Origin of the sequence: Pontixanthobacter sp., assembly GCF_049682855.1 — a bacterium.
GTDB lineage: Bacteria > Pseudomonadota > Alphaproteobacteria > Sphingomonadales > Sphingomonadaceae > Pontixanthobacter.
The window spans coordinates 147,437-171,131 of sequence record NZ_JBAUIK010000016.1; the positions used below are offsets into that span (position 1 = coordinate 147,437).

Consider the following 23,695-nt stretch of genomic DNA (forward strand, 5'->3'; position numbering starts at 1 on the left):
AACTTGATGGGCGAAGTCTCGCGCGGTGCGCGGGCTATCGTCGTATGTCCCGACATCAAGCGACTGGTGTATGATCTGGATGCGGCGGCACGACTGGAGGAAGCTTGCGGGCTTGCTTTGGCAATCGGTATTGTCGTTGCAGAGGCCATCATAATCCCGGTGCGCGATGTGAAGCCAAATACTCTTTTTGGTGAAGGACAAGTCGCAAATATCGACGCGCAGGCCGCTATGGAAGACGCGCAGGCCGCTATGGAAGACGCTGAGCTGATCATAGTCGACGGCGCTTTATCGCCTATACAACAACGCAATCTTGAAGAAAAACTCAAACGCAAAGTCATTGACCGTACTGGTCTGATCTTGGAGATTTTCGGCGAACGCGCTGCCACGGCTGAGGGGCGCTTGCAGGTTGAACTGGCGCATCTGGATTATCAGCAAAGCCGTCTGGTTCGCAGTTGGACTCACCTGGAACGGCAGCGCGGCGGTTTCGGTTTTCTGGGCGGACCGGGCGAAACTCAGATTGAGGCTGACAGGCGGATGATCCGGCAGCGCATGTCGCGTTTGCGCAAAGAATTGGAACAGGTCCGCCGTACCCGGGCGCTCCATCGTGAAAGGCGCGGGCGGGCACCGTGGCCGATAATTGCGCTGGTTGGTTATACCAATGCAGGTAAGTCGACACTGTTCAACAGGCTCACCGGGGCCGAAGTCATGGCAGAGAATTTACTCTTTGCCACATTGGATCCAACAATGCGGGCTGTTCGATTACCAGGGGTGGAAAAGGCCATACTGTCAGATACTGTGGGGTTCATCTCTGACCTTCCAACGCAGCTCGTTGCGGCGTTCCGTGCGACATTGGAAGAGGTCACTGCGGCAGATGTAATTGTCCATGTGCGTGATATGTCGAACCCTTCCGCGGCGGCGCAAAAGGCGCAGGTGCTTGGCGTTCTCACCGATTTGGGCGTACTGGACGGCGAGGATGGAACCTCCGACATTCCTATCATTGAAGCGTGGAACAAATGGGATTTGCTGAGCGAAGATGTCGCAGAGGAGCTGAGCGCAGTGGCACTATCTCATCCAGATATTCTACCGCTTTCAGCTGAAACAGGCGAGGGCGTTGAAGCATTTGCGATCGAAATGGGTCGGTTGCTGACAGAAGGCGCTATTGAGCATCAACTGCTTATTCCTGCAAGTGAAGGGCAGAAAATTGCTTGGCTGCATTCTCATGGAAATGTGGTTGCTGAAGATGACGGGGGTGAAGGTGACAATGGGCCATTGCGGGCGGTGACCGTGCGGCTAACTCCCAAGGAATTTGGACGGTTTACGAGCCTGAATTAGGATCACGGTTCGGTGGCGCCTGGGCGCTTTTCTCATCCCGTTTTACAGCAACCCATAGGGCCTCCTTCTGGCCAGTATCAAGCGTCGCAAAAGCGCCGTCTGTCTTCGTTTCCATCGCACGAAACCGGCGTTCGAATTTGCGGTTGGCATTTTTAAGCGCAGTTTCGGGAGCAATACCGAAAGCGCGCACCAAATTGACCGCTGCGAATAAAAGATCGCCAGCTTCCTCTTCACGCTCATCGATCGGTGCATTGGCGAGCTCGGCCATCTCTTCACGAACTTTATCAGCGGGGCCGTGCGTGTCTGGCCAGTCAAATCCGGTGCGGGCCGCCCGCTTTTGGAGTTTCTCCGCACGCAGTAATGCGGGGAGGGTATGCGCAACACCGTCCAGCGCGCTATCTGATCCCTTCTGCGCCCGTTCGGCTTCTTTCAATGCTTCCCAGCGGCCTTCGGTCATTTCGCCTTTACCATCCCCAAAAATATGCGGATGGCGGCGCTCCATCTTGTCTGAAATGGCATCGGCGACATCGGCAAATGCAAACGCACCTTGTTCGCACGCTATTTGAGAATGAAACACGACCTGGAACAGCAAATCGCCGAGCTCCTCGCGCAGTTCGTTCATTGCGCCGCGATCTATCGCATCGGAGACTTCGTAAGCTTCCTCGATAGTATATGGTGCTATCGTTTTGAAAGTTTGCGCTTTGTCCCAGTCGCAGCCTGTTAAAGGGTTACGCAATGTTGCCATAATGGAGAGTAGGCGAGACATGGGGTCACTCATTCCAGCAGTCCTTAAGAATGATAATGTATATTATGTTAAATTAAGGCTTTAGATAAAAGGCCAGAGGGCTATATCAGCGCACTGATGAAGATCGTTACCAGCACAAATATGGAGCCCCACATCAACAGATAGATCACCCCGCGCCTCCAATTGAGTTTGTAACCGGTCAATGCGCTGGCTGCGAGAATGAGACAGGCGATGAGATACACACTGTTCAGCCCGTCGAACTGGTTCATGCGACGAGCTCCAACCCGTCAAACCCGACATGGACATTTTCCGGCAACTCGGCAGTCAGGGTCGCATAATCCATCGTTTTGTCCAGATGGCTTAGTACGGTTTGTGCTGCGCCAGTGCGCCTGGCCAGATCGAGCGCCATGTCGAGATTGGCGTGGGTCGGATGTTTTGTGCGCTTGAGGCAGTCTGACACAAGGATATCCGTGCCACCCATCATCTCTACCATGTCGTCGGTCACATCGCTGAAGTCTGTCGCGTAAACGATTGATTTACCGTCTGAGTCAAATCGAAATGCGGTACTTTCTGTCGGTCCGTGCGGCATCTGGCACCATCTGACACCAAATCCGGCACACATCCGTATCCGGTCTAGCGTATCGATGCTGCAAATGGTTGGATATCCATATTGACCGGCAAATATATAATCAAAACGCTGGCGTAACCTACGGACGGTTTCGCTAGAGCCAAAGCCGGGAATTGGGCCTTTCCGGTCAAAACGCAGGACTCGCAGATCGTCGATTCCGTGGCAGTGATCGGCATGATCATGCGTCCAGAATACGCCGTCTATCGAAGAAATATTGTTAGCGAGGAATTGCTGACGCAAATCAGTAGATGTATCGACCAGCAATCGCGATCCCGCTGCATTCTCGACTATCACCGATACGCGCGTGCGCCGATTTCTGGGTTCATCCGGGTCACATTCGCCCCAATCATTGCCGATCCGAGGAACCCCGGTTGATGTCCCCGAACCGAGCATGATTAACTTCATGCCGCAGCCTTCGTAAACAGATTGAAGAAATTTCTGGTGGTGGTTTCAGCAAAAGTTTCTGGCGCGACACCGCGCAGATTGGCGATAAACTCAGCCGTGTCCTGCACGAATGCCGGTTCGCACACCTTGCCGCGATGCGGAACAGGGGCGAGAAACGGGCTATCGGTTTCCACCAAAATGCGATCCTCGGGAAGTTCAGCTGCAATTTCCTGCAGTTCCTTGGCATTCTTAAACGTGACAATACCCGAAAGAGAGATTGTCAGACCAAGGTCCAGAACCTTCCGTCCAAAATCGGCAGACGCGGTAAAACAATGGATCAGGGCAGGAAACGCGCCCTTCCGCAATTCATCCTCCAAGATGCTGGCCGTATCATCTTCCGCATCGCGGGTGTGAATAATCACCGGCAATCCGGTTTCGCGCGCAACCTCGATATGACCGCGAAACAGCCGTTGCTGCACGCCGCGATCGGACTTGTCGTAATAATAATCCAATCCGGTCTCGCCGATCGCGATGACGTTAGGGTCTGACACAGCCCCGCGAAGAAGATGTAAGTCCAGGTCAGCATGCTGGTCCGCCTCATGTGGGTGAATGCCAATGCTTGCCCATATGTCGATTTCACGATTTGCAGTTGCAACTACTTGTTCCCATTCGCTAAATTTGGTCGAGATATTGAGGAACCCCCCCACTCCGGCCTGCCGCGCCCGATCAAGCACCGCATTTTGGTCCTCAATCAGCCCCTTATACTCCAAATGGCAGTGGCTATCGATCAACATCATGCAGCGTCCGTTTCTGTCATATCCAATCGCGGGAAAACACCTTCTGGCTTATCAAGCGTGAACCCGTCTGCAATCAGCCTATCAAACCATGTCTGATCGGACAAATTAGCATAGGCACGCTGGTCAGCTGCCGCCCCGAGTTGATCGAGCAACCGGTCTGCGGACGCTGGCACCACCGGACGGACAGCAATCGCCAGCGCGTGCACTTGCTTGAAGAGAGTCATGAGAACAGCTTCCATCCGCTCTGGATCATTCTTGCGAAGCGCCCAGGGGGCTTGCTCATCGACATATTGATTACAGGCGAAAACCGCTTTGATCCAAGCGTCCAAACCATCGCTGAATGCGAGCCGCTCAAACGACGCTTGCAGTAATCGGCATGCGTTTACGACGTCTTCTGCCAGCGCCTCGTCGTCCGGGTTACTGGTGTAATCAGCAGTTACAGCACCATCCATGTTCTTGAAAATCATTGACAAAGTGCGCTGCGCAAGATTTCCGAAGCTATTCGCAAGTTCTGCATTACACCGCGTAACGATCGCTTCGGGAGAATAGCTGCCATCCTGCCCGAACGCGACCTCACGCATCAGGAAATAGCGTAAGGAGTCCACACCATAAGCGTCTGACAAGGCGACCGGATCGGTCACGTTGCCGAGTGATTTGGATTCCTTCTGCCCGCGATTGAGCAGGAACCCGTGGCCAAAAACTCTTTTGGGCAGTGGCAATTGGGCGCTCATCAGGAATGCAGGCCAGTAGACCGCGTGAAAGCGGACGATATCCTTGCCGATCAGATGCAAATCTGCAGGCCAGAAGCTTTTCATTTCTGCAGTATGTTCGGGATAGCCCAAACCGGTCAGATAATTCGTCAAAGCGTCCACCCAGACATACATCACATGATTGTCACTGCCGGGAACCGGAACCCCCCAATTGAAACTGGTCCGCGATATAGACAGATCTTTCAGACCCCCGGATACAAATGCGATCATTTCATTACGGCGGCTATCGGGTTGCAGAAATTCAGGCGCACGAGCGTACAAGTCCAGTAGAGCATCTTGGTATTTCGATAGTCGGAAAAACCAGCTTTCCTCCACAGTCCATTCCACAGGTGTGCCCTGCGGCGATAGCTTCTCCCCGCCCTCGCCTTCGGTCAGTTCCTTCGCATCGTAATAGGCTTCGTCGCGGACCGAATACCACCCTTCATAGCGGTCAAGATACAGATCCCCGTTGGCTTCCATAGCCTGCCATAATGCTTGGCTGGCGCGGTGGTGGTCGCTCTCCACCGTGCGGATAAACCGGTCATGGCTGATGTTGAGCGCGCTGCACATGTCCTGAAAATAGCCGGACATTTCATCCGCCAATTCGCGCGCCGTTCTGCCCTGCTCCTCGGCTTTGCGCGCCATTTTCAGCCCATGCTCGTCGGTGCCGGTTTGGAAACGAACCGTGCGGCCTTGTGCGCGTTGGAAGCGGGCGATGACATCAGCGGCAATCGCCTCGTAAGCATGGCCAATATGCGGCTTGCCATTGGGATAGCTGATTGCGGTGGTGATATAATATGGCTCAGACATGGCCGCGGTCCCTAGGTCCGGCGGCGGCGGCAAGCAAGCTTCCGGTTTCGGCGATGAGCAAGCCGGGATCGAAATTATACGTCGGCGCCTGCCCGGCCAATGCAACCAGTTCTGCATGCGCATCCACGATTGCTGGATAATCAGCCCGGTTTGCTGAAGAGAGTGCGCTGCATACCACCGACCGTGCCAGATCGATGGCGGCAAGAATTTTCTCGCGGGCCGGACGCGCGCCGAGGGAATCGGTCAACTGCCCGCGAAGCATGAAGTCGCTGTCGCCTTCAGCCATGATCCGCTGCATGATGGTAAACATGCGGCCCAGATCGCGCTCAACAAATTCCAGCGCAATACCAGGAGACCCTGCTGCCGCCATAATTGCGGCCTGGCGCGTGGCGATATCGGCATCAGGCACTTTATGGCTGAGCAGCCGGTCGAGATCGTCAATGGCGACATCAGGAAACCGCACAATCCGGCACCTTGAACGGATGGTAGGCAGCAATCGTGCTGGCCGGTGTGTGACGAGAATGAAAAATGTTCCGATCGGCGGCTCCTCAAGGCTTTTCAATAAAGCGTTGGATGCGCCTTTCTCCAGATCATCCGATGGATCGATAATGATCGCGCGGCGTGGCCCCAATGTTGGCCGTGTCGTCAGGCGTTGTTGCATCTCACGGATTTGCGCAACGGAGATATTGCGTTTGGTGTCGAATGGTTTGCCGTCAGCGCGCTTTTTCTCTTCCTTATCATCTTTAGGTAATCGGTTGAGAATGACTATGTCAGGATGATTGTCCGGCGCCGTCGCTGCTGGTTCCGCAACCAACAGCTTTGCTGCCTCAACAGCAAAATGCGTTTTCCCGACGCCGCGTTTGCCGGCCAGCATCCATGCATGATGCATTTTTTCGCCTGCCAATGCCGCATGCCATTGCTTCCACGGTTCTTGATGGCCGTAAAATTCGGTCATTCAAAATCAGTCCAACTATCAATGGCATCACGCACTTTCTGGTGAACCTCTTCTATGCTGCCCTGGCCATCAATAATCCGAAACCGGTCGGGCTCTGCTTCGGCAATTTTGCGAAATGTGCGATTGACGGCGGCATGATAGGCGGCATCGCGTCCACCAATGGCATCAGAGACATCCCCGTCCCGTTTTTTCAACCGCGCTGCAACCTGATCTGCGGGCACATCAATCAGCAGTGTCAGATCAGGGAGCAGCCCCTCGCTGCCAATATCGTGGAGGGTCAGGATAGCGTCATCACCGACCGCACCCGCACCACCTTGATAGGCGCGGCTTGAATCGAGATAGCGGTCGCACAGTACCCACTTCCCCTCTGCGACCGCAGGTTTGATGAGCTTGTTAATATGGTCCGAGCGTGCCGCCGCGAACAGCATCGCCTCGGCCTGCGGCCCCCACCCCTCACCGGGCGGATTAAGCAAGAGCGAGCGAATCGCTTCTGCGCCAGCTGTACCCCCTGGTTCGCGGGTCACCACGCTGGCAATACCGCGCGTGTCCAACGTTTCGGTCAGCAATCGAACCTGAGTGGATTTCCCGGTTCCTTCCCCGCCTTCAAACACAATGAATCTGCCGGTCATCTGCCGATCCAGCTCTGAAATGCGTTATTGATGCGGTGCATCGGCCCGGCCTTACGCACTGTTTCCTGCGCAATCAGCGGTACACGCGCTGGCGGCAGCCCGCTGACCATTATCTCCAGCTCCGCTACGCCTTCGCCTTGTTGGACGGGTGATTTCAAGGGCCCGTTATAGATGAGTTTCAGATTGACCGGACCCCCATATCCAGCCGGGGTCACGACATTTATCGCGCCAGGTGCCATCAGTTGAACCGTATCCTCCTCTCCATCCTGAACTTTGGCCAAAGCGACATTGCTGCCTGCGGAAAACAGCAATCGCCGCTCAAAACCGGTAAAGCCCCATTCAATGATTTGCCGCGCCATTCGTGCACGATCTGGCTCGGCATCGATTCCGCCCAGTACCATGATCAGACGTGTACCGTCACGCTTTGCGCTGCCCAAAAACCCGTGTCCCGCCTGATTGGTATACCCCGTCTTGATACCATCCGCGCCTGCAATCACGCCGGATATCGGATCATGGTTCGCTTGCGAATATCCATTATGACGAAAACCGGGCTTTCCAAAATACGCTGCATAACGCCCGGGATGCCGCGCGATCATCGCTCTGGCTAGAATTTCCAGATCGCGTGCAGTGGTGAAGGTACGGCCGTCATCGGGCCAACCATTCGGGGTCGCAAAATGGCTGTTCCGCATTCCCAGGCTCTGCGCCGTTGCATTCATCAAGGCTGTCCATCCGGCTACGGATCCTGCCGCTCCTTCGGCCAAGACAATGCTTGCATCATTGGCTGAAACGGACGTGATGCCTTTCAATAACGCGTCAACCGTAACAGTCTCGCCTGGTTCGAGAAACATGGTTGAGCCGGTGCGATACCATTTTTCTGCGGCCAGATCGCTAAAGACGAATTCCTGCGTGAGGCTGATTTTACCGGCGTCCAGCATTTCAAAGGCGACGAAGGCACTCATGACTTTGGTAATCGATGCCGGAATAAAGCGGCGGTCAGCATTCTGCGCCAGAAGGGTCTGGCCGGACTCTACGTCAACCAGCAGCATAACAGGGGCCTGGCCGCCAAAGTCGCCATCGGATGGTTCAACCGCGGAAGCAGCGCCGAGCAGCAATACCCCCGACGCGACGACAGCGCCCAGCGAGGCCAGCCGGTATATTTTTAACGGGTGTTTCAAAGCCACTCCTGCCGGCAGGCAGTGGCCTGCCGTCTATCCTGCGGAAAAGACGCGCGCGTCGTTATAGCCCGCTTCGCGTACCTTTGCGAGAGCGGCTTCAGCCTGTCCACGATTGGCAAAAGGCCCCTTGCGAACGCGATAGAAACGGCCCGATTTCTCAACGAAGCCATCGATACTGTTGGCCACGCGGTCGGCGTTTGATTTGCTCGAGAAGGCAGCAGCCTGCACGACGAATCCATCTTCAACTTTACCAGTTGAGGGCGCCGGGGAGCCCGACGTGCCAGCTGCGGCGACAAACGATGGTGTTGATGCCGGCTGCGCGGTGGCCGCGCCGGATACTACGCGAGCAGGTGTTGCTGCCTGACGCACTCCGGCAAGCGGGGGCAGCGGATATGTTCGAGTGGCCGCGCGCGCACCCGCAAATTTATCGGCGAATGCCGAACTGGCCTGTTGTGCAGGCGCTGATGGTACTGCACCGCCCGCGACTGCGGCGGGCGATTGCCGGGCAATGGACGCGCTGGCTGCGGCGCCGGATTGTGCGAGGCTGACAGAGCCGCTTTCCGGTAGTTTGCGTTTCAGGATCGCGACCAGCGAGGCCGGTGTTTCAATACGAGGTGAAGCGGCCTGCCCCATGCGCAGCTTTGCGCGGTCTGCCTCGGGCGCATTGACGCGCCGTATGCGAACCGGGCTGCCCGCGCTGATCCCAAGCTCCGTTTGCGCCGCTGGCGACAGACCGACCAGACGCTGGCTGGTCATCGGCCCGCGCCGTTCCACCCGGACAAGTATGGTTTTACCGCTATCCAGCGATGTGACTTCGATATAGCTTGGCAAGGGTAACGTCTTATGGGACGCGGTTACGCCCATCGCGTTATCGGAATCGGTTGATGCATACCCCACCTGATCGTAATTCAGAGTGTCAGAAGGTGTATAGAGCTGTCCATCTACGGTGAATGGCTGGCCGATCACTACTGGAAAATCAGCTTCCGGCCCGAAAGCCGTGGTCTGCGGCGATACAGATGCGGCACTGGCCACTCCAGAGCCATCTCCGGGGGTACCGCCGCATGACGCCAGAAGCGCAGCTAGGCCCAGCACCCCGAAACGGGCAGGAACAGGGAAACGAAGGTCAGTTGGCAATCTCATCTGCAAGCAATCCCACACTCATGGCATAGTAATTCGAGCAGTTATATTCGAGGATAACCCTATAATTTGAGGTTAAAAGCCAGGCAGGTTTTCCAATTCCATCGGGTTGGAAGAAGGATGTCAGCACATCATCAGCCAGATATCGCTGGGGGCGAACCCCCAACTTACGCCATTCTGCTATCGTTTTCCACTGGCTGTGGCGTTCGTGAACACGGGGACAGACCGGAGAAATGATTTTGTGTTCTATGGCAGCGCGGTCAAGCGAATCAGGGACTGAGGCGCGCACTCCCCACGGCTGTCCGGTGCGCCAACCGGAATCCTGAAAATATTTGGCAATCGAAGCCAATGTATCTGCGCGATTGTTGAAAATATCCGCCCGGCCATCACCGTCGCCATCAGTTGCCAGGCGCAGATACACGCTCGGCAGAAATTGCGGATTACCAAAGGCCCCCGCCCAACTCCCAACCAGATCCGATCGCGAATATCCTTTATCTGCGACCTGCAGCAACGCTATCCATTCGCTTTCAAACAAGTCACGACGGCGCCCCTCCCAAGCGAGAGTTGCGAGCGACCGTGATAGATCGAAATTGCCCTTGAAGCTGCCATAGTTCGTTTCGTGGCCCCAGATTGCCATAAGAATTTCGCTTGGCACTCCGTATTGTTGCTCGACCCGCTGGTGGATGCTTCGGGTTGCGCTGTGCATTTCGCGGCCACGCCGGATACGTGTGGGGTTCACATGGGTATCAATGTAGGGCGCCAAGGCAGGATATCCCGTGCGTGTCGGCGATCCGGGCTGACCGCGATCCAGCCGGATCACGCGGTCATTCGGGGTCAGGCCAGCGGTCATACGGGCGATGGTACTCTCGCTTACTCCCTCGGCCCGTGCCTTGGCCGAGATGAGCTGAACATAGGCATCGAAGGACATATCCTGCGATTGCGCGGGTGTAGCGGGCGACATAACCAGCATGGCGGCAGCGGCGGCGAGTAATGGTTTGAAGTTCATTGCCATGCCGTGTCACAACCGCCGATATCTTCAAGCCATAATCGCCAATACGATGGGGAAAGCCGATCAGATGATCGGCAAAAAGCCTAGTGACAGGCCGCAAATGTATCGCTAGCGCGCTTGGCGAGCGGACAGGTGGCAGAGTGGTCGAATGCACCGGTCTTGAAAACCGGCGTGCGTGTAAGCGTACCGTGGGTTCGAATCCCACCCTGTCCGCCATTACTCTTTCCTGTATTCTATCGATCGCCTGCTTAGGAGTATTATTACCTATTCAGCTGGTGAGGTAGATAATATATCTCCCCGTTTTCCAGCGCGATGAGTGCGTAAATACTTGTAACGCGATGTTACAAACGCTTGGACACGATCATTCTGCCGGTTAAATGTAAAATTCACTGGTCGGCTTTTCGTAGCACACACCTTTGCAGCCGGCACGCAGGAGATTTACATAATGCCTATTCGGGTCGCAATCGCTGATGATGATCAGGAAATTCTCAGCCAGGTCGAAACTGTCCTGGTCGGGGCCGGTCATGAATGTATCGCCTATAGAAATGGCAAAGACGTTCTCAATGCCATTAAACGCGAAACATTTGATGTTGTCATGCTGGATTGGAGCATGCCCGGGGCAACCGGTATTGAAGTGTTGGGCTGGGCCCAACAGAATATTGACAGCCCTCCTCCGTTTATCATGTTGACGAGCCGCAGCAGCAAAAGTGATATCATCCGGGGCCTGGAAACAGGCGCCTGTGACTATGTGATAAAGCCGGAGAATAGCGCGGTGATTCTCGCCCGGATCGAAGCCGCCGCACGCCGTGGCCAGCGGCAGCCGACTAAGGAACGTTTCAAAGATTACGGAAAATTTCGGATCGACAATCTGGAGAATAAATTCCTGGTTGATGGTGAAGAAATCAAACTGACTGCGAAAGAATTCCAGCTTGGCGCGTTGTTCTTTGACAATGTGAACCGCCCGCTATCGCGTGGTTATCTTTTTTCCCAAGTATGGGGCACGTCAGAGGATATCGCGACCCGTACGCTTGATATGCATATTTCCCGCGTGCGTTCTAAACTTGCATTAAACCCGGAAAACGGGTTTGTCATTCAAACCGTGTTCGGGTTCGGGTATCGCATGGATACCTATCTTGAACCGGAGGAATAAGCGCAATCAGGCAGGGAAGCCTAATGGACCATCACGAATTATGCCTGACGCGTAAAGGTATGGGCTCTCTCGCTTGGCGGGCAAAGATTCGTTCTGCTGTCTTGGGTATGATGATGATTTCCTTGCAAGCATGCAGCATCAACAGTGCCCCGGTGATCGAACGCACTGGTACAGGAATAGCGCGAACCAGCACGGTTACGCTGGTCGGAGCGTCCGAAACCCAAACCCAATCGCAGTTCAGAGCCGCGCTCGAACGGCACTTTTCATCCTATGGCATTGCGCAAACAGAAGCGGGTTCTTTTGTCGTCGACTATTCGATTTCAGCGCGTCCGGCAGAAATCGGCCTCGCGCGCGACGATGCGGATGGCAAGGCAGCCGGGGAGATTGATTACGTTTCTATTCCGCGTGATAATCAATTCTTGCAAAAGTGCGGCCCGCAACGCCTACGCGCTACCCTTGTCATATTTGATCGGGCAAGCGGCGCACTGAGTTATCGCGGTATTCGTGAGATCAATCTTTGCGATGTGTCGGTTACCAGCATTGAGGAGATGGCCGCGGCGCTCGTTAAGGACGCACAGCACCGCTGACAGGGTTAAGCGCCGGCTTCAGCAGGCAGGCTGATTATAAATTTCGTGCCTTTGCCAATATCAGATTTGACAGTGATAGTCCCGCTATGACCTTTCACCGCCATGTCCACGAATGCTAATCCCAGGCCGACACTTGGCCCTGCACTCGCATCATGCGCACCGAACCGGGCAAATGGATTTTGCATACGCTCCTCAGACAGACCTGGCCCCTCATCCGCAACACTCAGCGTAACCCGATCACTTGTGTTGTCGGCATCGCTGAGCGACAATGTGATTGCAGTATTTGCGGGGGAGAATTTCAGGGCATTGCCGATGAGGTTATCCAAGACACGTGCGAGCAGGGATGGATCCGCAAAAATGAAAATGGGATCTGCGGGGATTTGCTGGATGATCTCGATCGCTTCGCGCTTGGCCGCCGGATATGCGCGGTCTGCCGCTTCGGTTACCAGGGCGCATAAATCAATGTCCTCTTTCTCGACTGGCGCCTCTGACAAGCGTGCGAGCTGGACGAAATCATCCGCCAGTTTCAGAGTGCGTTCTGCCTGAAGCTTGATCCGGTTAAAACGCTCATTTGTAGAGGAGACTGAAGCCTCCTTCTTGGACAAACCGATGATGGCGACCTGGGGGGTCCGCATATCATGCGACAGGAATTCCAGCATTTCCTGACGTTCTGCTTCCTTGCGTTTCAGGTCAGTCACATTGCGCAGGACCATGATTTGTCCCGGCCGGCCCCCGGCGGCTTCATCCGGTCCGTCGTGGGAAAGGTTGAGAGGACTCTTAGCAATCAAAAAACTGCGGCCATCCTGCAGTTTCAGCTCGTCCTTGCCCGCAACGATCACAGCATCGTATTTCGCGAGCAATTCAGGAAGATATTCGAAATCTTCCTCCGGTCCGAACAGATCGGCAGCGCGCTGATTTTTCATCGTGACTATGCCGCTGTCATCCAGCACGATGATGGCATCGGGTGCAGCTTCGATTACATTTCTGATGAACGCAAATCGCTCGCTGAATTCACTCAACAGCTTGCGCATCCGGTCAACCTGGCGTGCGACAAAATCAAACCCGCCACCGCTGCGGTCAGAGATGCGCGGGCTGACACCGGCGAGTGTGTAAGCCTGACGATCCAGAAAGGCACTAACGGAAGCAAGCCGCCGCCAACCCCATAGCGGGTAGGAAATAATAATCGCAAGCAATGCAGAGCCAGGCGGAAGCCACCACCCTGCAACAGCAGCCCCGAGTACAGTGGCAGCCAGCAAGGTCAGCGCCAAAGCCAGCGTGAGTATCAAAGTCCATTGCGGGGGCAATTTCCAAAACGCCCAGAACAGCACCAGGATGATAGCCAATGTAAAACCGACGGTCGTGCGCATGCTGGCATGCGCGATAAAATCTCCTGCGATCAGAGTGTCGAGCAGATTTGCCTGAATTTCAACGCCGCTCATGATGCTACCCGCCTGCGATGGGACGGGATAGGAATCGCCGAGCCCCTGTGCAGTGGCGCCCACCAGAACGATCTGATCCTTAATGAAATCCGTGTCTATTGATCCCTCTAGGATCGCATGGGCAGGAATGGCGGAAAAATGGCCTGGTTGCTGCAATTTTATCAAGGGCCAATTGGTGCTTGCCCCTTGGGCTGCGATCTGCGGAGGCGGTTTGTTGAACGCGGCACGGTAAGTGGCGACCATCATATGCGGAATGGTCTTGCCGGTATCTTCGGCTTCCAATTGCAATTGGCTGCGTCTGAAAATTCCGTCGGGCTCAAATTCGAGCGCCACGTGGCCCATTGTCTTCGCAGCATCTGCAAACTGTTTGACCGGCTCCAGCGTGACGCGGCGATCCGACCCGTCGCGTGCGACGGTAAAGCTCACCGGCAAAATTACGGAGCCGGATTCGCGCATCGCTTTGGCCAGCGCATCGTCCTGTGCCCGATTGGTTTGTTCGAAGAACAGTACGTCCATCACGATAAATCTTGCACCTGCGAGACTCAACCGCTCAATAAGCTGCGCATGTGTTGTCCTGGGCCACGGCCAGCTGCCAACCGCGTCAAGACTGCCGTCGTCAATCTCAATAATGGTGATGTCAGTATTGGCGGGCCGATCGAGCAGCGCGCTGCTTAAGTCGAGCAGGGCATAATCAATGCGGTTCGACAATCCGCTGGTCACTGACCACGCGGCAAACATGCAGGCAAAAGCCAGCAATGTCAGCCATTCGGCGATCAATCTGCCGCGCAATTCGCCCCCCTAGACACCAGCACACCCAATGGGTGAAAACGGTAACAGAGATATATCAGACGATTGATCAGTCATCCACCGAAAGGGTCTGCGGATCAGACCATATTTTTACCAGACCTTCGTCTTGCATCTGCAAGGCTGCTACGCGCCACGCATATTTGCCGGTGTCCAAATCGGTCAACACCATCGACGTGCCTTGCATACCCAATTCATCGACCAGAAGAGCATGCGGCGCCCGTGTATCCCATAGCTGGAACGCGTACAGAACATCACCCTCAGCTTCGCCGGCCCATGCAAACTTGAAGCCATTTGCCAAAGCGGATTTTTCCACATGTGCGCTCACGCCAAGTTGCTGGCGGCGGAACGAGTGCACTTGCGAAAGGCCCTCTAGACCGCTTTCGGCGACAGCACTTGTGCGGACAAAATACCGCCCATTGGCCAGATCGGTAAATTGCGCCGTTGATGATTGAATCAATTGTTCATCGACAATTTCGACAAAGCCTGCGTCGGCCCCGATCTGCATGCGATAGGCTGTCGCGCCGGACATTGGGACCACGGTGAATTCAGTCAGTTTTGACGTTTGCAGACGCGAGGGGGATTCCATCGCCGGGGGAGGAAGTAAAGCCTCGGGCTGTTTTACGCCTAAGGGATTTGCGGTTACGCCAAAACCGGCCGGCGCTGTCGCCTGTGCCGCATCATCCGATATAACCACTGCCCCTTCCACTACTTCGGTCGTGGCAAGTGCCGTATCCGGGTCGAACCCCACGCGAAACTCCGTTCCGCGGACTGCTGATACAGCAACTGGGGTCCGTGTGCGGAAGCGTTCCTGGCTGCGCAACTTCGGTGCGCGAATGGAGCTGCGTCCGCTAATTATCTCGAAATCAATATCCAGAGCATTATTGATCACATACCGCTTGGCGCTGCGCAGCCTGGCATGTGAACGCGATGGCAACGTCACCAACGCACCGCGCGTGCCAACCAATGCAACAAAGCCTTTGCGTCCAGTTTCGATTTCCATGCCTTGTTTTACAGTAGCGCCGCGCAGCGCGGGCGCACGCGCACCGCCTGTGATCAATGTCACCGGCCCGGTTGCATTTTGCACACGCAGCAACACCGGCACGCTGCGTAACTGCGCCCGAGGGATGCGGAGCATGGTCCCTGTCTGCATTTTCGTGGGATGGTCGACACGGTTCAATTGGCGAACAATCTCAACTGAACGCTCATCCAGCATATATTTGCTGGCGAGGCCAATAAGCGTATCGCCCTGCGCGACGCGGTAGGTGATGACGCCGTCATCATCAGCCAGAGCCGGAGAGGCATGAAATATCCCCAGCAGTGCTGCAAATGCAGCCGCTATTGTGAAATATGGTCGATTAATCATGCGCTGGTCCCCCGAAAACGGAATGTGTCTTCACACATCCGTCACTGAAGCAGTAAGGCTGACTGAAACATTACATTCTGGCGCATGATATACTTTTTTACATCTTGGGTCAGAGAGTTTGACACCTCATATGATATTCCTTGCTGCGCCATCTTTTGCCTTACCCCTGGTGTTATTAGTCACTAGCAAAGCCCCTAGCGCCGCCGCCTGTTTCCGCGACGGGAAATTATCCGTATTCACTAGGTTCGAGTGCATAGTGTTTCATTTCTTGGTAAAAAGGGCGGCACCGTTCGGCGAGCGCGCGGGCGCTGCCAGACAGTGCGGGCCTCGTTTCTGCCGCTGGGGCAAAATGTGTGGATTGGGCAACCCGGTCGTACCAATGGGAAGCCCAGATTCCATCATTTGCGTGAAGTCCCGCTTTCCAGCGAAGCATCGCCGGATCCCATTGCAGGCACAGAACGGCACATAGCGCGCGCAGATGGCCTTCAGGGTCATGCAGAAATAGGCCGGAATCGATGACTGGCGGCGGGCTACCCGAAATATCCGCAACAGCCCGGACATATTCGAGCTGCCGGTCATAGCGCAGATCGTCAAACGTCACTGTCACACGCTTCTTGGCATAGCTGGCAATGACCAGCTCCGGCTCGCGGATCAGGAAAGCATGGCGATGGCCATAAAAGGCACTGATGTCGACCGGGCCGATCATGTGGTGCGGCATGTGTTTCTGATACCAGATAGAAGCGGGTTCTGGCGGCGGGCCATTCAACGCCCTGGTTACGCTGTGCCAGTCACAGTCCATATCAGCGATGATGGTATCGGCCATCGGCTGCGGTTCGCCCGATTGCTTGAGATAAGCACCGTAAAATGGCTCATCACTCACCGTGCAATCCGCTCTGGCGCCAAAGCTGCGCATCATAGCGGTGGAAATATTGCGCGGGCCGGACCACATTGCGATCCGGATGGTCATTCAGCACCGCTCGTAGAATGTCCAGCCGTGTCGTCATGCAAGCGCGCGCGGTACAGCGTCTGCAATCTTTCCACCATCGGGCCGCGTTCTGTGCCCAGCATTCTGCCATCCACCGCCCCGACCGGTGCCAATCCTGCAAACGTACCGGTGGTAAACGCTTCATCCGCGCCGTACACATCTGTGAGTGAGAAATTACGTTCATATACCGCAATACCTGCCTCGCGCGCGACCGCGATCACTGTCCCGCGTGTAATCCCGTCGAGGCAATAATCGCCGCTGGAAGTCCATACTTCGCCGTTCTTGACGATGAAGAAATGTGTCGAATTGCAGGTTGCGACAAACCCGTGCGGATCAAGCATCAACGCCTCATCCGCCCCGGCCTGGGTCGCCTGAATACAGGCTGTTATACAGTTCAGCTTGCTATGGCTGTTAAGTTTGGGATCCTGAACATCGGGATATCCGCGCCGCACATGCACCGTGAACAGGTTGAGCATCCGCGTAGCCGTTTCTGGCAAGGGCGCTTTCCATTCAGGGATAATCACGATGGTCGACGGTGAAATAACCACCCGCGGGTCTTGATAGGGTGTCGAGCGAATACCGCGTGTGACCATCAGGCGGACATGCACTCCGTCGCCAGCCATCTGATTGGCGGCAAGCACGGCGTATAAGCGATCGGTGAGTTCAGCCTGCGTGATGCCAACGTCCATCGCGATGGCCTTGGCGCCGCGATAGAGGCGCTCCAGATGCTGGTCCAAAAACGCCAGGCGGCCATTGTGCAGCCGTAGCCCTTCCCAGACACCATCGCCCAACATGAAGCCGCTGTCGAAAACCGACACTTTCGCATCAGGCCGCGCGAAATGCTCGCCATTAATGTCAATGATCACGCTCGCATTGCGCGGGTCATCTACATAGCTGTGCGTGCCATGCGCCATAGTTAAATGTGCAAAGCCTTACCATAGGCGCTGAGCACACTTTCATGCATCATTTCGCTGAGTGTCGGGTGCGGGAACACTGTCTGGCCAAGTTCGGCCTCGGTGGTTTCTAGCGTTTTGCCGACTGTATACCCTTGAATCAGCTCGGTAACTTCCGCGCCAATCATATGCGCGCCAAGCAGTTCGCCGGTCTTGGCGTCAAACACGGTTTTGATAAACCCTTCCGCTTCACCAAGGGCAATCGCTTTTCCGTTGCCGATGAAGGGGAAGTTACCAACTTTCACTGTGTAGCCAGCTTCTTTTGCTTTCGCTTCGGTCATGCCAACACTGGCGATTTGCGGGTGGCAATAGGTACAGCCGGGAATGTTATTACGGTTAAGAGCATGCGGATGAACATCTGTGTTGCCCATTTCCTGTGCAATAGCTTCGGCGGCAGAAACACCTTCATGACTGGCCTTATGCGCAAGCCAAGGCCCCGGTGTACAGTCACCAATGGCCCATAATCCTTTGGCGGCTGTTCGCCCGTAAGGGTCGATCTGGATAAAGCCCCGATCCATTTTTGCACCCGTTTTTTCCAGCCCGATATTCTCGGTGTTTGGCACAATTCCAATGGCAGATATCACATGGCTGAATTCAGTCTTTTGAACCTTGCCGTCTTTGCCCTTGATTGTTGCCGTGACACCTTTGGCCCCCACTTCCAGGCTCTCGACACTCGCGCCGGTCATGATCGTCATGCCTTGTTTGGTCAGCGATTTTTCAAGGAATGCCGACACTTCATGATCCTCGACCGGAACCACTCGGTCAAGCATTTCAACCACGGTCACATCGGCGCCCATATCATTATAGAAGCTGGCGAATTCAATGCCGATGGCGCCCGATCCGACAACCAGCAATTTGTCCGGCATCTGTGATGGCGTCATCGCATGCCGATATGTCCAGATACGCTTCCCGTCAGCCGGAGCAAACGGCAGATCACGTGCCCGTGCGCCGGTTGCAACAATCACGTTTCTGGCGGTCAGCTTCTCTTCGCCCTTATCGCCTTTCACGGTGAGCGCGGTGGGTGATGTCAGAGTGCCTTCGCCCATATGGACAGTGATTTTGTTCTTCTTCATCAGGTGGCCAATCCCCTGATTCAGCTGTTTGGCCACGCCCCGGCTGCGCTTGACCACCGCGTCCAGATCGGCCTCGATACCTTGCGCCTTCAGCCCGTAATCGCCGGCATTCTGCATATAATGAAAAATCTCCGCCGAACGCAGCAGAGCCTTGGTTGGGATGCAACCCCAATTGAGGCAGATACCGCCCAAATTTTCTCGCTCAACAATGGCGGTTTTCAGCCCCAATTGTGCGCAGCGAATTGCGGCGACATAGCCGCCCGGGCCGGAACCAAGAACGATCACATCATATTGAGAGGCCATAGATACTCCAGAAATTCAGTCATAATCTGCCGCGCCTTATCCCGCGACCAGATCAATGTATTTTGCCGGCACCCAGCCAAATTGGCATGGTCCGTCATAGGGTTCTGCTACGGGCAAGGCGCTGCTGACTCGGCAATCGCCAAGGTCCTGGTTTTCGCCGATTGGATAGACAATGCCTTGCCAATCCTTATCCGCTTCGCACAACCAGACGAGCGTCGATAAATCGATCTTGTCCTTGGTCGGGGCATATTCATCCGCGTCGATGCGCACGCGTATGAAATCGCCTTTGCGTGCTTCGAAGCCGGAAATGCGGCCAATGCCGGGGCATGCATCCGAACTGGGCCCCTCCAGGCCAACGATTGGCGCGCGGCCTTCGTACTGGTTATCCACTGGTGCCGGTGGACCGGATTGCAGCGACATTGCCAATATAGCGGTGATCAGCTTCACGATATTACGCCACCAGCCCTAACGGATTCTCGACCAGAGTTTTGAAGGTTTGCATGAATTGCGCCCCGTCTGCGCCGTCAATCGCGCGGTGATCGAAACTGCCGGTGGCGCTCATCACGGTTGCGACAGCCAATGCGCCGTCTACAACATGCGGGCGTTGTTCGCCAGCACCAACTGCCAGGATCATCGCTTGCGGCGGATTAATCACCGCGTCAAATTGCTTGATACCAAACATACCCAGATTGGACAGGCTGGCGGTGCCGCCCTGATATTCATGCGGTTGCAATTTCCCGTCGCGCGCTTTGCCCGCCAGCTCTTTCATCTCGGTGGAAATGACCGAGAGAGATTTGCTGCCGGCATCAACAATAATCGGCGTGATTAGGCCCGACGGCGCCGCAACCGCTACCGAAATATCAGCGCGTTTGAAGGTCCGAAGAACATCTCCGCCAAAACTGACATTGCACTTGGGTACTTGCAGCAATGCTTTTGCCTGCGCTTTGATCAGCAGATCATTGACCGAAAGTTTGATGCCGTCTGGCTCCAGTGCCTTATTCAGATCGCTGCGCAGTTTGAGCAACGCATCGAGCTGCACGTCCACAGTCAGATAAATATGCGGAATTGTCTGTTTGGCTTCAGTCAGACGGCGCGCGATGACCTTGCGGACATTGCCCATTTTCTCGTCTTCATGGGGGATATTAAAATCAGGTAGCGTCGTGGACGCCGCAGCGACGCTTTCTGGCGCAGTGGTCGACGCAGAGGTGGTGCGTGTTGTGCTGGTTGCTGCAGCAGGCGCACCTTCGACGTCAGCTTTCACAATCCGTCCGTTTGGTCCGCTGCCGGTAATGGCTGAAAGATCAACACCGTTCTGTTCAGCGATACGTTTTGCCAAGGGAGATGCGATGATCCGGTCACCGGAAGGCAGAGGTGCTTTGGTGGGTGCCAGTGACGAGCCTGATGCAGGGGACGGCTCGGGAGCGGGTTCGCTTTTGGTTTCCGATTTTTCTGCCTGAGGCGCTTCGGCAGACGCAGCCCCGGCTTCTTTTGCATCGGCAGGTTTTGCATCGGCAGGATCTTCGCCTTCCTCCGCAAGCGTCGCGATCACGGTGCCGACTTTCACGCCTTCGGTACCCTCTGCCACATCGATGCTGACGATCACGCCTTCATCGACAGCCTCAAATTCCATTGTCGCCTTGTCGGTTTCAATTTCGGCCATGATATCGCCGGAGCTGACGCTATCCCCTTCTTTCACCAGCCATTTGGCAAGGGTGCCTTCTTCCATAGTCGGGGAAAGCGCGGGCATCTTGATTGCAGTGGGCATATCGCTTCGTAAATTCCTGTTCTGGCCTACGCTATCTCTCTGGCCAATTTAGCGCACTCGGGCAAGGTTCTTGCGCCGAATACGATTTCATCCGATATCCAGATCAGAAGCGATCAGGGGCCGGAGCGACAATGCGCGTATATCTTGTGATAATGGACGAAACTGCCGAAGCGCGCAAAGCACTGCGCTTTGCCTCGCACCGGGCGATGGCGAGCGGTAGCGCGGTGCACATATTGGCCCTGGTTGGCAAACAGAACTTCAATGCGTTTGGGGCGGTCCAAGCCACCATCGAGCAAGAGGCAAAAGATCGCGCCGAGGTGCTGGCCAGCAGCGCGGCCGGTAATTTATTCTCCGAAAGCGGAAAGATGCCGACAATCTCCGTGAAAACAGGCGAAGGGCAGGCAGTGATTAAGGAGTATCTCGCCGAGCATCCCGAAGTTGGCGCTCTGGTATTGGGGGCCGCTGCAGATGGTGCCCCCGGCCCGCTGATCACTCATTTTGCGGCGCATTCGGGCAATCTACCCTGCCCTCTCTATATCGTGCCGGGCAGTTGCAGCAATGAGGAATTAGATCGCCTCGCATCTTAGCGGGCTAACGTTTTTTGCGGCCTTGATGACGGATATTGCCTGGCCGTCCGCGCTTACCCCGCGCGTATTTTTTCTGCGCTGAGTTTGCAGTGCCGGCCTTTCCGCGGCCTGAGCGGCCCGGCCCGCTGCCGCGATTTCCGCGCGGTTCTATCGGATTGCCATCGCCATCAAGCGGCACGAATTTAAGCGCACCGGTCAGTGCATTGGCCTCGCCAAGTTGCAATTGCAGGATGTCGCCCGAGGCGTAGGTCTTACCGCTGCGTTCACCGGTCAGGGATTGCGATGTTTCATCATAGCTGAAAAACTCGGAGCCCAATGTGGATACTGGCACCAGTCCGTCTCCGCCCAGTCCGACGATTGTTGCAAAAAAGCCGAATGACTGCACGCCTGTAATGCGCGTTTCGAAAGTCTCACCAACCCTGCCGGACAGCCAAGCGGCGACATAGCGATCGACTGTGTCGCGTTCGGCCTCCATTGCGCGGCGTTCAGTTTTGCTTATGGCGTCGCTGATTTTGGCCAGATCGCCTCGGTCGTTATCCGCCAATCCGGTCCGTTCGGGCACATTCAATTTCGGCTTTGGCAGTTCCAGCTTGAAAGCATCGACCAATGACCGGTGGACGAGAAGATCAGCGTAGCGGCGAATGGGCGATGTAAAATGGGCATATGAACCCAGCGCCAAGCCGAAATGCCCGGCATTGGCTGGCCCGTAATAGGCCTGCGTCTGGGTCCGCAGAACGGCTTCCATCACTTGCGCCTTTTCCGAGGTGTCGCCAACATCCTTGAGCATGGCATTGAACAGGCCCGGCGTGATCACCTGGCCAAGCGCGAGGTTTTTGCCGAATGTTTCCAGATATTCACGCAGCGCAACCAGCTTCTCCCGGCTCGGTTGCTCGTGCACCCGGTACACCACTGGCGCGGTTTTGCTTTCCAATGCCTTTGCCGCAGCAATATTCGCCGCAATCATGAAATCCTCGACTACACGGTGCGCATCAAGCCTTTCGCGCACTGCGATTTCGGTGATTTTACCCTCCTTATCCAGCATCACGCGGCGTTCTGGCAAATCGAGTTCGAGCGGGTTACGGGCTTCTCTCGCGGCAGCGAGCAGTTTCCAGCAATTCCACAAATTGGCAAGGTTGTCAGGCGGTGATCCGGTATCAACCCGGCGCTGGGCTTCTTCGTAGGCGATCACTTCATCGATCTGGACAATTGCGCGAGAAAACCTGTGCGATGTGATTTTTCCGGTACTGGAAATTTTCAAGTGGCACGCCATTGCCGCGCGCCCTTCCCCCTGGCGTAAAGAACATACATCTGCGCTCAATATTTCAGGTAACATCGGCACGACGCGATCGGGGAAATAGACCGAATTGCCGCGCTTGCGTGCTTCGCGGTCCAGCGCGCCGCCCGGGCGAACATAAAAGCTGACATCGGCAATGGCGACAAGCGCGTTGAAGCCACCTTTCCCGTCAGGCTCTGCCCAGATGGCATCATCATGGTCGCGCGCATCAGAGGGGTCGATCGCGACGATCGGCAGATCGCGCAAATCTTCGCGATGATCCTCGCTCAACGCAAGTTTCGCGGCGCGCTGTGCCTCTGCCAATGTTTCCTCTGGGAAGACATTGGGAATGCCGTGTTTGGAAATCGCAATCAGGCTGAAGGCCTTTGGGGCAAGAGGATCACCGAGAATTTCGGTCACCCGCACACCTGCTTTTGGGCTGCGGCCAGCCGGTTCGGCCAGAACAAGTTGCCCCGCCTCTGCACCGCCGAGATCGGAAATGGGGGAGGAGCTGCGGATGCGCTTGTCCACCGGGGCAAGCCAGCCCTTGCCGCTGTCATCGAGCTCAACCACACCCATCAAACCTTCGGTTTTTGCGGGCAGTTTTTTCATCACGAAGGCTTGCCAGCCCGCGCCGGCCTGTTCAGTGCGGGCGAGAATTCGGTCGTCGATTTGCAATGCAGGATGGCTGCCGCCGCCTTTGCGCTTTTTTTCAATTACACGCAGACGTGGCGGCGGTATTGCATCATCGGGTTGCCATGTATCCGGAATGGCGAAGGCTTCGCCATCCTCAATCTCTATCACGCGCAGAACTGTGACTTTGGGAACACCGCCCATCCGGAGGTAGGCTGTGCGCCTGCAATCGATCAGGCCCTCCTCCGCCATGTCTTTGAGCAAACGCTTAAGCGCGATCTTCTCTTGCCCCTTGAGACCAAAGGCTTTGCCGATTTCGCGCTTGCCCGCCGGTTTATCTGAAGATTGGATAAATTCGAGAATCTCATCGCGCGAGGGCATTCCTGCCGGATGTTTTTTCGGTGTGTTCGCCATACCCGCCCTATGG

General features: G+C 55.6%; 22 protein-coding genes and 1 tRNA gene. 5 read left to right on the plus strand and 18 right to left on the minus strand.

What is annotated here, in order from left to right:
• The first annotated feature begins 6 nt into the window (after positions 1 to 6).
• Positions 7 to 1,332 (plus strand): GTPase HflX, encoded by a 1,326-nt coding sequence (hflX, locus tag WA922_RS10680; RefSeq protein WP_424771686.1) that lies wholly within the window; start codon positions 7 to 9, stop codon positions 1,330 to 1,332.
• Here hflX and mazG read toward each other — a convergent pair.
• The 10 genes from mazG to WA922_RS10730 form a co-directional block, all read right to left on the minus strand.
• A complete protein-coding gene (gene mazG, locus WA922_RS10685) occupies positions 1,316 to 2,110 on the minus strand; it encodes a nucleoside triphosphate pyrophosphohydrolase (RefSeq protein WP_424771687.1) in 795 nt (264 codons plus the stop codon). The two genes, hflX and mazG, sit on opposite strands and share 17 nt — an antisense overlap.
• Positions 2,111 to 2,178: 68 nt before the next feature.
• Positions 2,179 to 2,346, minus strand: a complete 168-nt coding sequence (locus tag WA922_RS10690; RefSeq protein WP_424771688.1) for a hypothetical protein — start codon at positions 2,344 to 2,346, stop codon at positions 2,179 to 2,181.
• The gene (locus WA922_RS10695) at positions 2,343 to 3,110 is read right to left on the minus strand and encodes an MBL fold metallo-hydrolase (protein ID WP_424771689.1); all 768 of its coding nucleotides are present in this window, start codon (positions 3,108 to 3,110) and stop codon (positions 2,343 to 2,345) included. Before WA922_RS10695 ends, WA922_RS10690 begins: the two co-directional genes overlap by 4 nt.
• The gene (locus WA922_RS10700; RefSeq protein ID WP_424771786.1) at positions 3,107 to 3,883 is read right to left on the minus strand and encodes a TatD family hydrolase; all 777 of its coding nucleotides are present in this window, start codon (positions 3,881 to 3,883) and stop codon (positions 3,107 to 3,109) included. The genes WA922_RS10695 and WA922_RS10700 overlap by 4 nt, the downstream gene beginning before the upstream one ends.
• Positions 3,883 to 5,445: a methionine--tRNA ligase gene (gene metG, locus WA922_RS10705; RefSeq protein WP_424771690.1), complete on the minus strand. Its 1,563-nt coding sequence runs from the start codon at positions 5,443 to 5,445 to the stop codon at positions 3,883 to 3,885. The genes WA922_RS10700 and metG overlap by 1 nt, the downstream gene beginning before the upstream one ends.
• On the minus strand, positions 5,438 to 6,400 hold the full coding sequence (locus WA922_RS10710) for a DNA polymerase III subunit delta' (protein WP_424771691.1): 963 nt from the start codon (positions 6,398 to 6,400) through the stop codon (positions 5,438 to 5,440). Before WA922_RS10710 ends, metG begins: the two co-directional genes overlap by 8 nt.
• Positions 6,397 to 7,029: a dTMP kinase gene (gene tmk, locus WA922_RS10715; protein WP_424771692.1), complete on the minus strand. Its 633-nt coding sequence runs from the start codon at positions 7,027 to 7,029 to the stop codon at positions 6,397 to 6,399. Before tmk ends, WA922_RS10710 begins: the two co-directional genes overlap by 4 nt.
• Positions 7,026 to 8,210, minus strand: a complete 1,185-nt coding sequence (locus WA922_RS10720; RefSeq protein WP_424771693.1) for a D-alanyl-D-alanine carboxypeptidase family protein — start codon at positions 8,208 to 8,210, stop codon at positions 7,026 to 7,028. The genes tmk and WA922_RS10720 overlap by 4 nt, the downstream gene beginning before the upstream one ends.
• A 27-nt stretch (positions 8,211 to 8,237) precedes the next feature.
• Positions 8,238 to 9,344: an SPOR domain-containing protein gene (locus WA922_RS10725; RefSeq protein ID WP_424771694.1), complete on the minus strand. Its 1,107-nt coding sequence runs from the start codon at positions 9,342 to 9,344 to the stop codon at positions 8,238 to 8,240.
• Positions 9,328 to 10,347 (minus strand): lytic murein transglycosylase, encoded by a 1,020-nt coding sequence (locus tag WA922_RS10730; RefSeq protein WP_424771695.1) that lies wholly within the window; start codon positions 10,345 to 10,347, stop codon positions 9,328 to 9,330. Before WA922_RS10730 ends, WA922_RS10725 begins: the two co-directional genes overlap by 17 nt.
• A gap of 129 nt (positions 10,348 to 10,476) precedes the next feature.
• Here WA922_RS10730 and WA922_RS10735 point away from each other — a divergent pair.
• The 3 genes from WA922_RS10735 to WA922_RS10745 all read left to right on the plus strand — a co-directional run bounded on the left by WA922_RS10735 (position 10,477) and on the right by WA922_RS10745 (position 12,087).
• A tRNA-Ser gene (locus tag WA922_RS10735) sits at positions 10,477 to 10,566 on the plus strand.
• A 229-nt stretch (positions 10,567 to 10,795) separates the two neighbouring features.
• On the plus strand, positions 10,796 to 11,500 hold the full coding sequence (locus WA922_RS10740) for a response regulator transcription factor (RefSeq protein WP_424771696.1): 705 nt from the start codon (positions 10,796 to 10,798) through the stop codon (positions 11,498 to 11,500).
• A 23-nt stretch (positions 11,501 to 11,523) separates the two neighbouring features.
• Complete coding sequence (locus WA922_RS10745; RefSeq protein ID WP_424771697.1) at positions 11,524 to 12,087, plus strand: hypothetical protein; 564 nt, start codon at positions 11,524 to 11,526, stop codon at positions 12,085 to 12,087.
• A gap of 5 nt (positions 12,088 to 12,092) precedes the next feature.
• Here the strand turns inward: WA922_RS10745 and WA922_RS10750 are convergent, their stop codons facing one another.
• The 7 genes from WA922_RS10750 to WA922_RS10780 form a co-directional block, all read right to left on the minus strand.
• Positions 12,093 to 14,315 carry a CHASE2 domain-containing protein gene (locus WA922_RS10750; protein WP_424771698.1) on the minus strand — a complete coding sequence of 741 codons (2,223 nt, stop codon included), beginning with the start codon at positions 14,313 to 14,315 and terminating at the stop codon, positions 12,093 to 12,095.
• A gap of 67 nt (positions 14,316 to 14,382) precedes the next feature.
• Positions 14,383 to 15,696, minus strand: a complete 1,314-nt coding sequence (locus WA922_RS10755) for a FecR domain-containing protein (protein WP_424771699.1) — start codon at positions 15,694 to 15,696, stop codon at positions 14,383 to 14,385.
• A gap of 226 nt (positions 15,697 to 15,922) precedes the next feature.
• Entirely contained in the window at positions 15,923 to 16,663 is a 741-nt protein-coding gene (locus WA922_RS10760; RefSeq protein ID WP_424771700.1) for an HAD family hydrolase, read from the minus strand.
• Positions 16,660 to 17,595, minus strand: a complete 936-nt coding sequence (locus tag WA922_RS10765; RefSeq protein ID WP_424771701.1) for an aminotransferase class IV — start codon at positions 17,593 to 17,595, stop codon at positions 16,660 to 16,662. The genes WA922_RS10760 and WA922_RS10765 overlap by 4 nt, the downstream gene beginning before the upstream one ends.
• 2 nt (positions 17,596 to 17,597) lie before the next feature.
• Positions 17,598 to 19,010 (minus strand): dihydrolipoyl dehydrogenase, encoded by a 1,413-nt coding sequence (lpdA, locus tag WA922_RS10770; RefSeq protein ID WP_424771702.1) that lies wholly within the window; start codon positions 19,008 to 19,010, stop codon positions 17,598 to 17,600.
• Positions 19,011 to 19,046: 36 nt separating this feature from the next.
• Positions 19,047 to 19,457: a hypothetical protein gene (locus WA922_RS10775; RefSeq protein WP_424771703.1), complete on the minus strand. Its 411-nt coding sequence runs from the start codon at positions 19,455 to 19,457 to the stop codon at positions 19,047 to 19,049.
• Between the two features lie 4 nt (positions 19,458 to 19,461).
• Positions 19,462 to 20,775, minus strand: coding sequence for a pyruvate dehydrogenase complex dihydrolipoamide acetyltransferase (locus WA922_RS10780; RefSeq protein WP_424771704.1), 1,314 nt, complete (start codon positions 20,773 to 20,775; stop codon positions 19,462 to 19,464).
• A 131-nt stretch (positions 20,776 to 20,906) separates the two neighbouring features.
• Here WA922_RS10780 and WA922_RS10785 point away from each other — a divergent pair, with 131 nt between their 5' ends.
• On the plus strand, positions 20,907 to 21,362 hold the full coding sequence (locus WA922_RS10785; protein ID WP_424771705.1) for a universal stress protein: 456 nt from the start codon (positions 20,907 to 20,909) through the stop codon (positions 21,360 to 21,362).
• Positions 21,363 to 21,366: 4 nt separating this feature from the next.
• On the opposite strand, the gene rnr is transcribed toward WA922_RS10785, so the two are convergent.
• On the minus strand, positions 21,367 to 23,682 hold the full coding sequence (rnr, locus tag WA922_RS10790) for a ribonuclease R (RefSeq protein WP_424771706.1): 2,316 nt from the start codon (positions 23,680 to 23,682) through the stop codon (positions 21,367 to 21,369).
• Between the last annotated feature and the right edge of the window lie 13 nt (positions 23,683 to 23,695).

Bases quoted from the DNA above. Each gene is read 5' to 3' on its own strand.
- hflX (WP_424771686.1), top strand. From the start codon at position 7: ATGGGCGAAGTCTCGCGCGGTGCGCGGGCTATCGTCGTATGTCCCGAC.
- mazG (WP_424771687.1), bottom strand. From the start codon at position 2,110: ATGAGTGACCCCATGTCTCGCCTACTCTCCATTATGGCAACATTGCGT.
- WA922_RS10690 (WP_424771688.1), bottom strand. From the start codon at position 2,346: ATGAACCAGTTCGACGGGCTGAACAGTGTGTATCTCATCGCCTGTCTC.
- WA922_RS10695 (WP_424771689.1), bottom strand. From the start codon at position 3,110: ATGAAGTTAATCATGCTCGGTTCGGGGACATCAACCGGGGTTCCTCGG.
- WA922_RS10700 (WP_424771786.1), bottom strand. From the start codon at position 3,883: ATGTTGATCGATAGCCACTGCCATTTGGAGTATAAGGGGCTGATTGAG.
- metG (WP_424771690.1), bottom strand. From the start codon at position 5,445: ATGTCTGAGCCATATTATATCACCACCGCAATCAGCTATCCCAATGGC.
- WA922_RS10710 (WP_424771691.1), bottom strand. From the start codon at position 6,400: ATGACCGAATTTTACGGCCATCAAGAACCGTGGAAGCAATGGCATGCG.
- tmk (WP_424771692.1), bottom strand. From the start codon at position 7,029: ATGACCGGCAGATTCATTGTGTTTGAAGGCGGGGAAGGAACCGGGAAA.
- WA922_RS10725 (WP_424771694.1), bottom strand. From the start codon at position 9,344: ATGAGATTGCCAACTGACCTTCGTTTCCCTGTTCCTGCCCGTTTCGGG.
- WA922_RS10730 (WP_424771695.1), bottom strand. From the start codon at position 10,347: ATGAACTTCAAACCATTACTCGCCGCCGCTGCCGCCATGCTGGTTATG.
- WA922_RS10740 (WP_424771696.1), top strand. From the start codon at position 10,796: ATGCCTATTCGGGTCGCAATCGCTGATGATGATCAGGAAATTCTCAGC.
- WA922_RS10745 (WP_424771697.1), top strand. From the start codon at position 11,524: ATGGACCATCACGAATTATGCCTGACGCGTAAAGGTATGGGCTCTCTC.
- WA922_RS10755 (WP_424771699.1), bottom strand. From the start codon at position 15,696: ATGATTAATCGACCATATTTCACAATAGCGGCTGCATTTGCAGCACTG.
- WA922_RS10760 (WP_424771700.1), bottom strand. From the start codon at position 16,663: ATGACCATCCGGATCGCAATGTGGTCCGGCCCGCGCAATATTTCCACC.
- WA922_RS10765 (WP_424771701.1), bottom strand. From the start codon at position 17,595: ATGGCGCATGGCACGCACAGCTATGTAGATGACCCGCGCAATGCGAGC.
- lpdA (WP_424771702.1), bottom strand. From the start codon at position 19,010: ATGGCCTCTCAATATGATGTGATCGTTCTTGGTTCCGGCCCGGGCGGC.
- WA922_RS10780 (WP_424771704.1), bottom strand. From the start codon at position 20,775: ATGCCCACTGCAATCAAGATGCCCGCGCTTTCCCCGACTATGGAAGAA.
- WA922_RS10785 (WP_424771705.1), top strand. From the start codon at position 20,907: ATGCGCGTATATCTTGTGATAATGGACGAAACTGCCGAAGCGCGCAAA.
- rnr (WP_424771706.1), bottom strand. From the start codon at position 23,682: ATGGCGAACACACCGAAAAAACATCCGGCAGGAATGCCCTCGCGCGAT.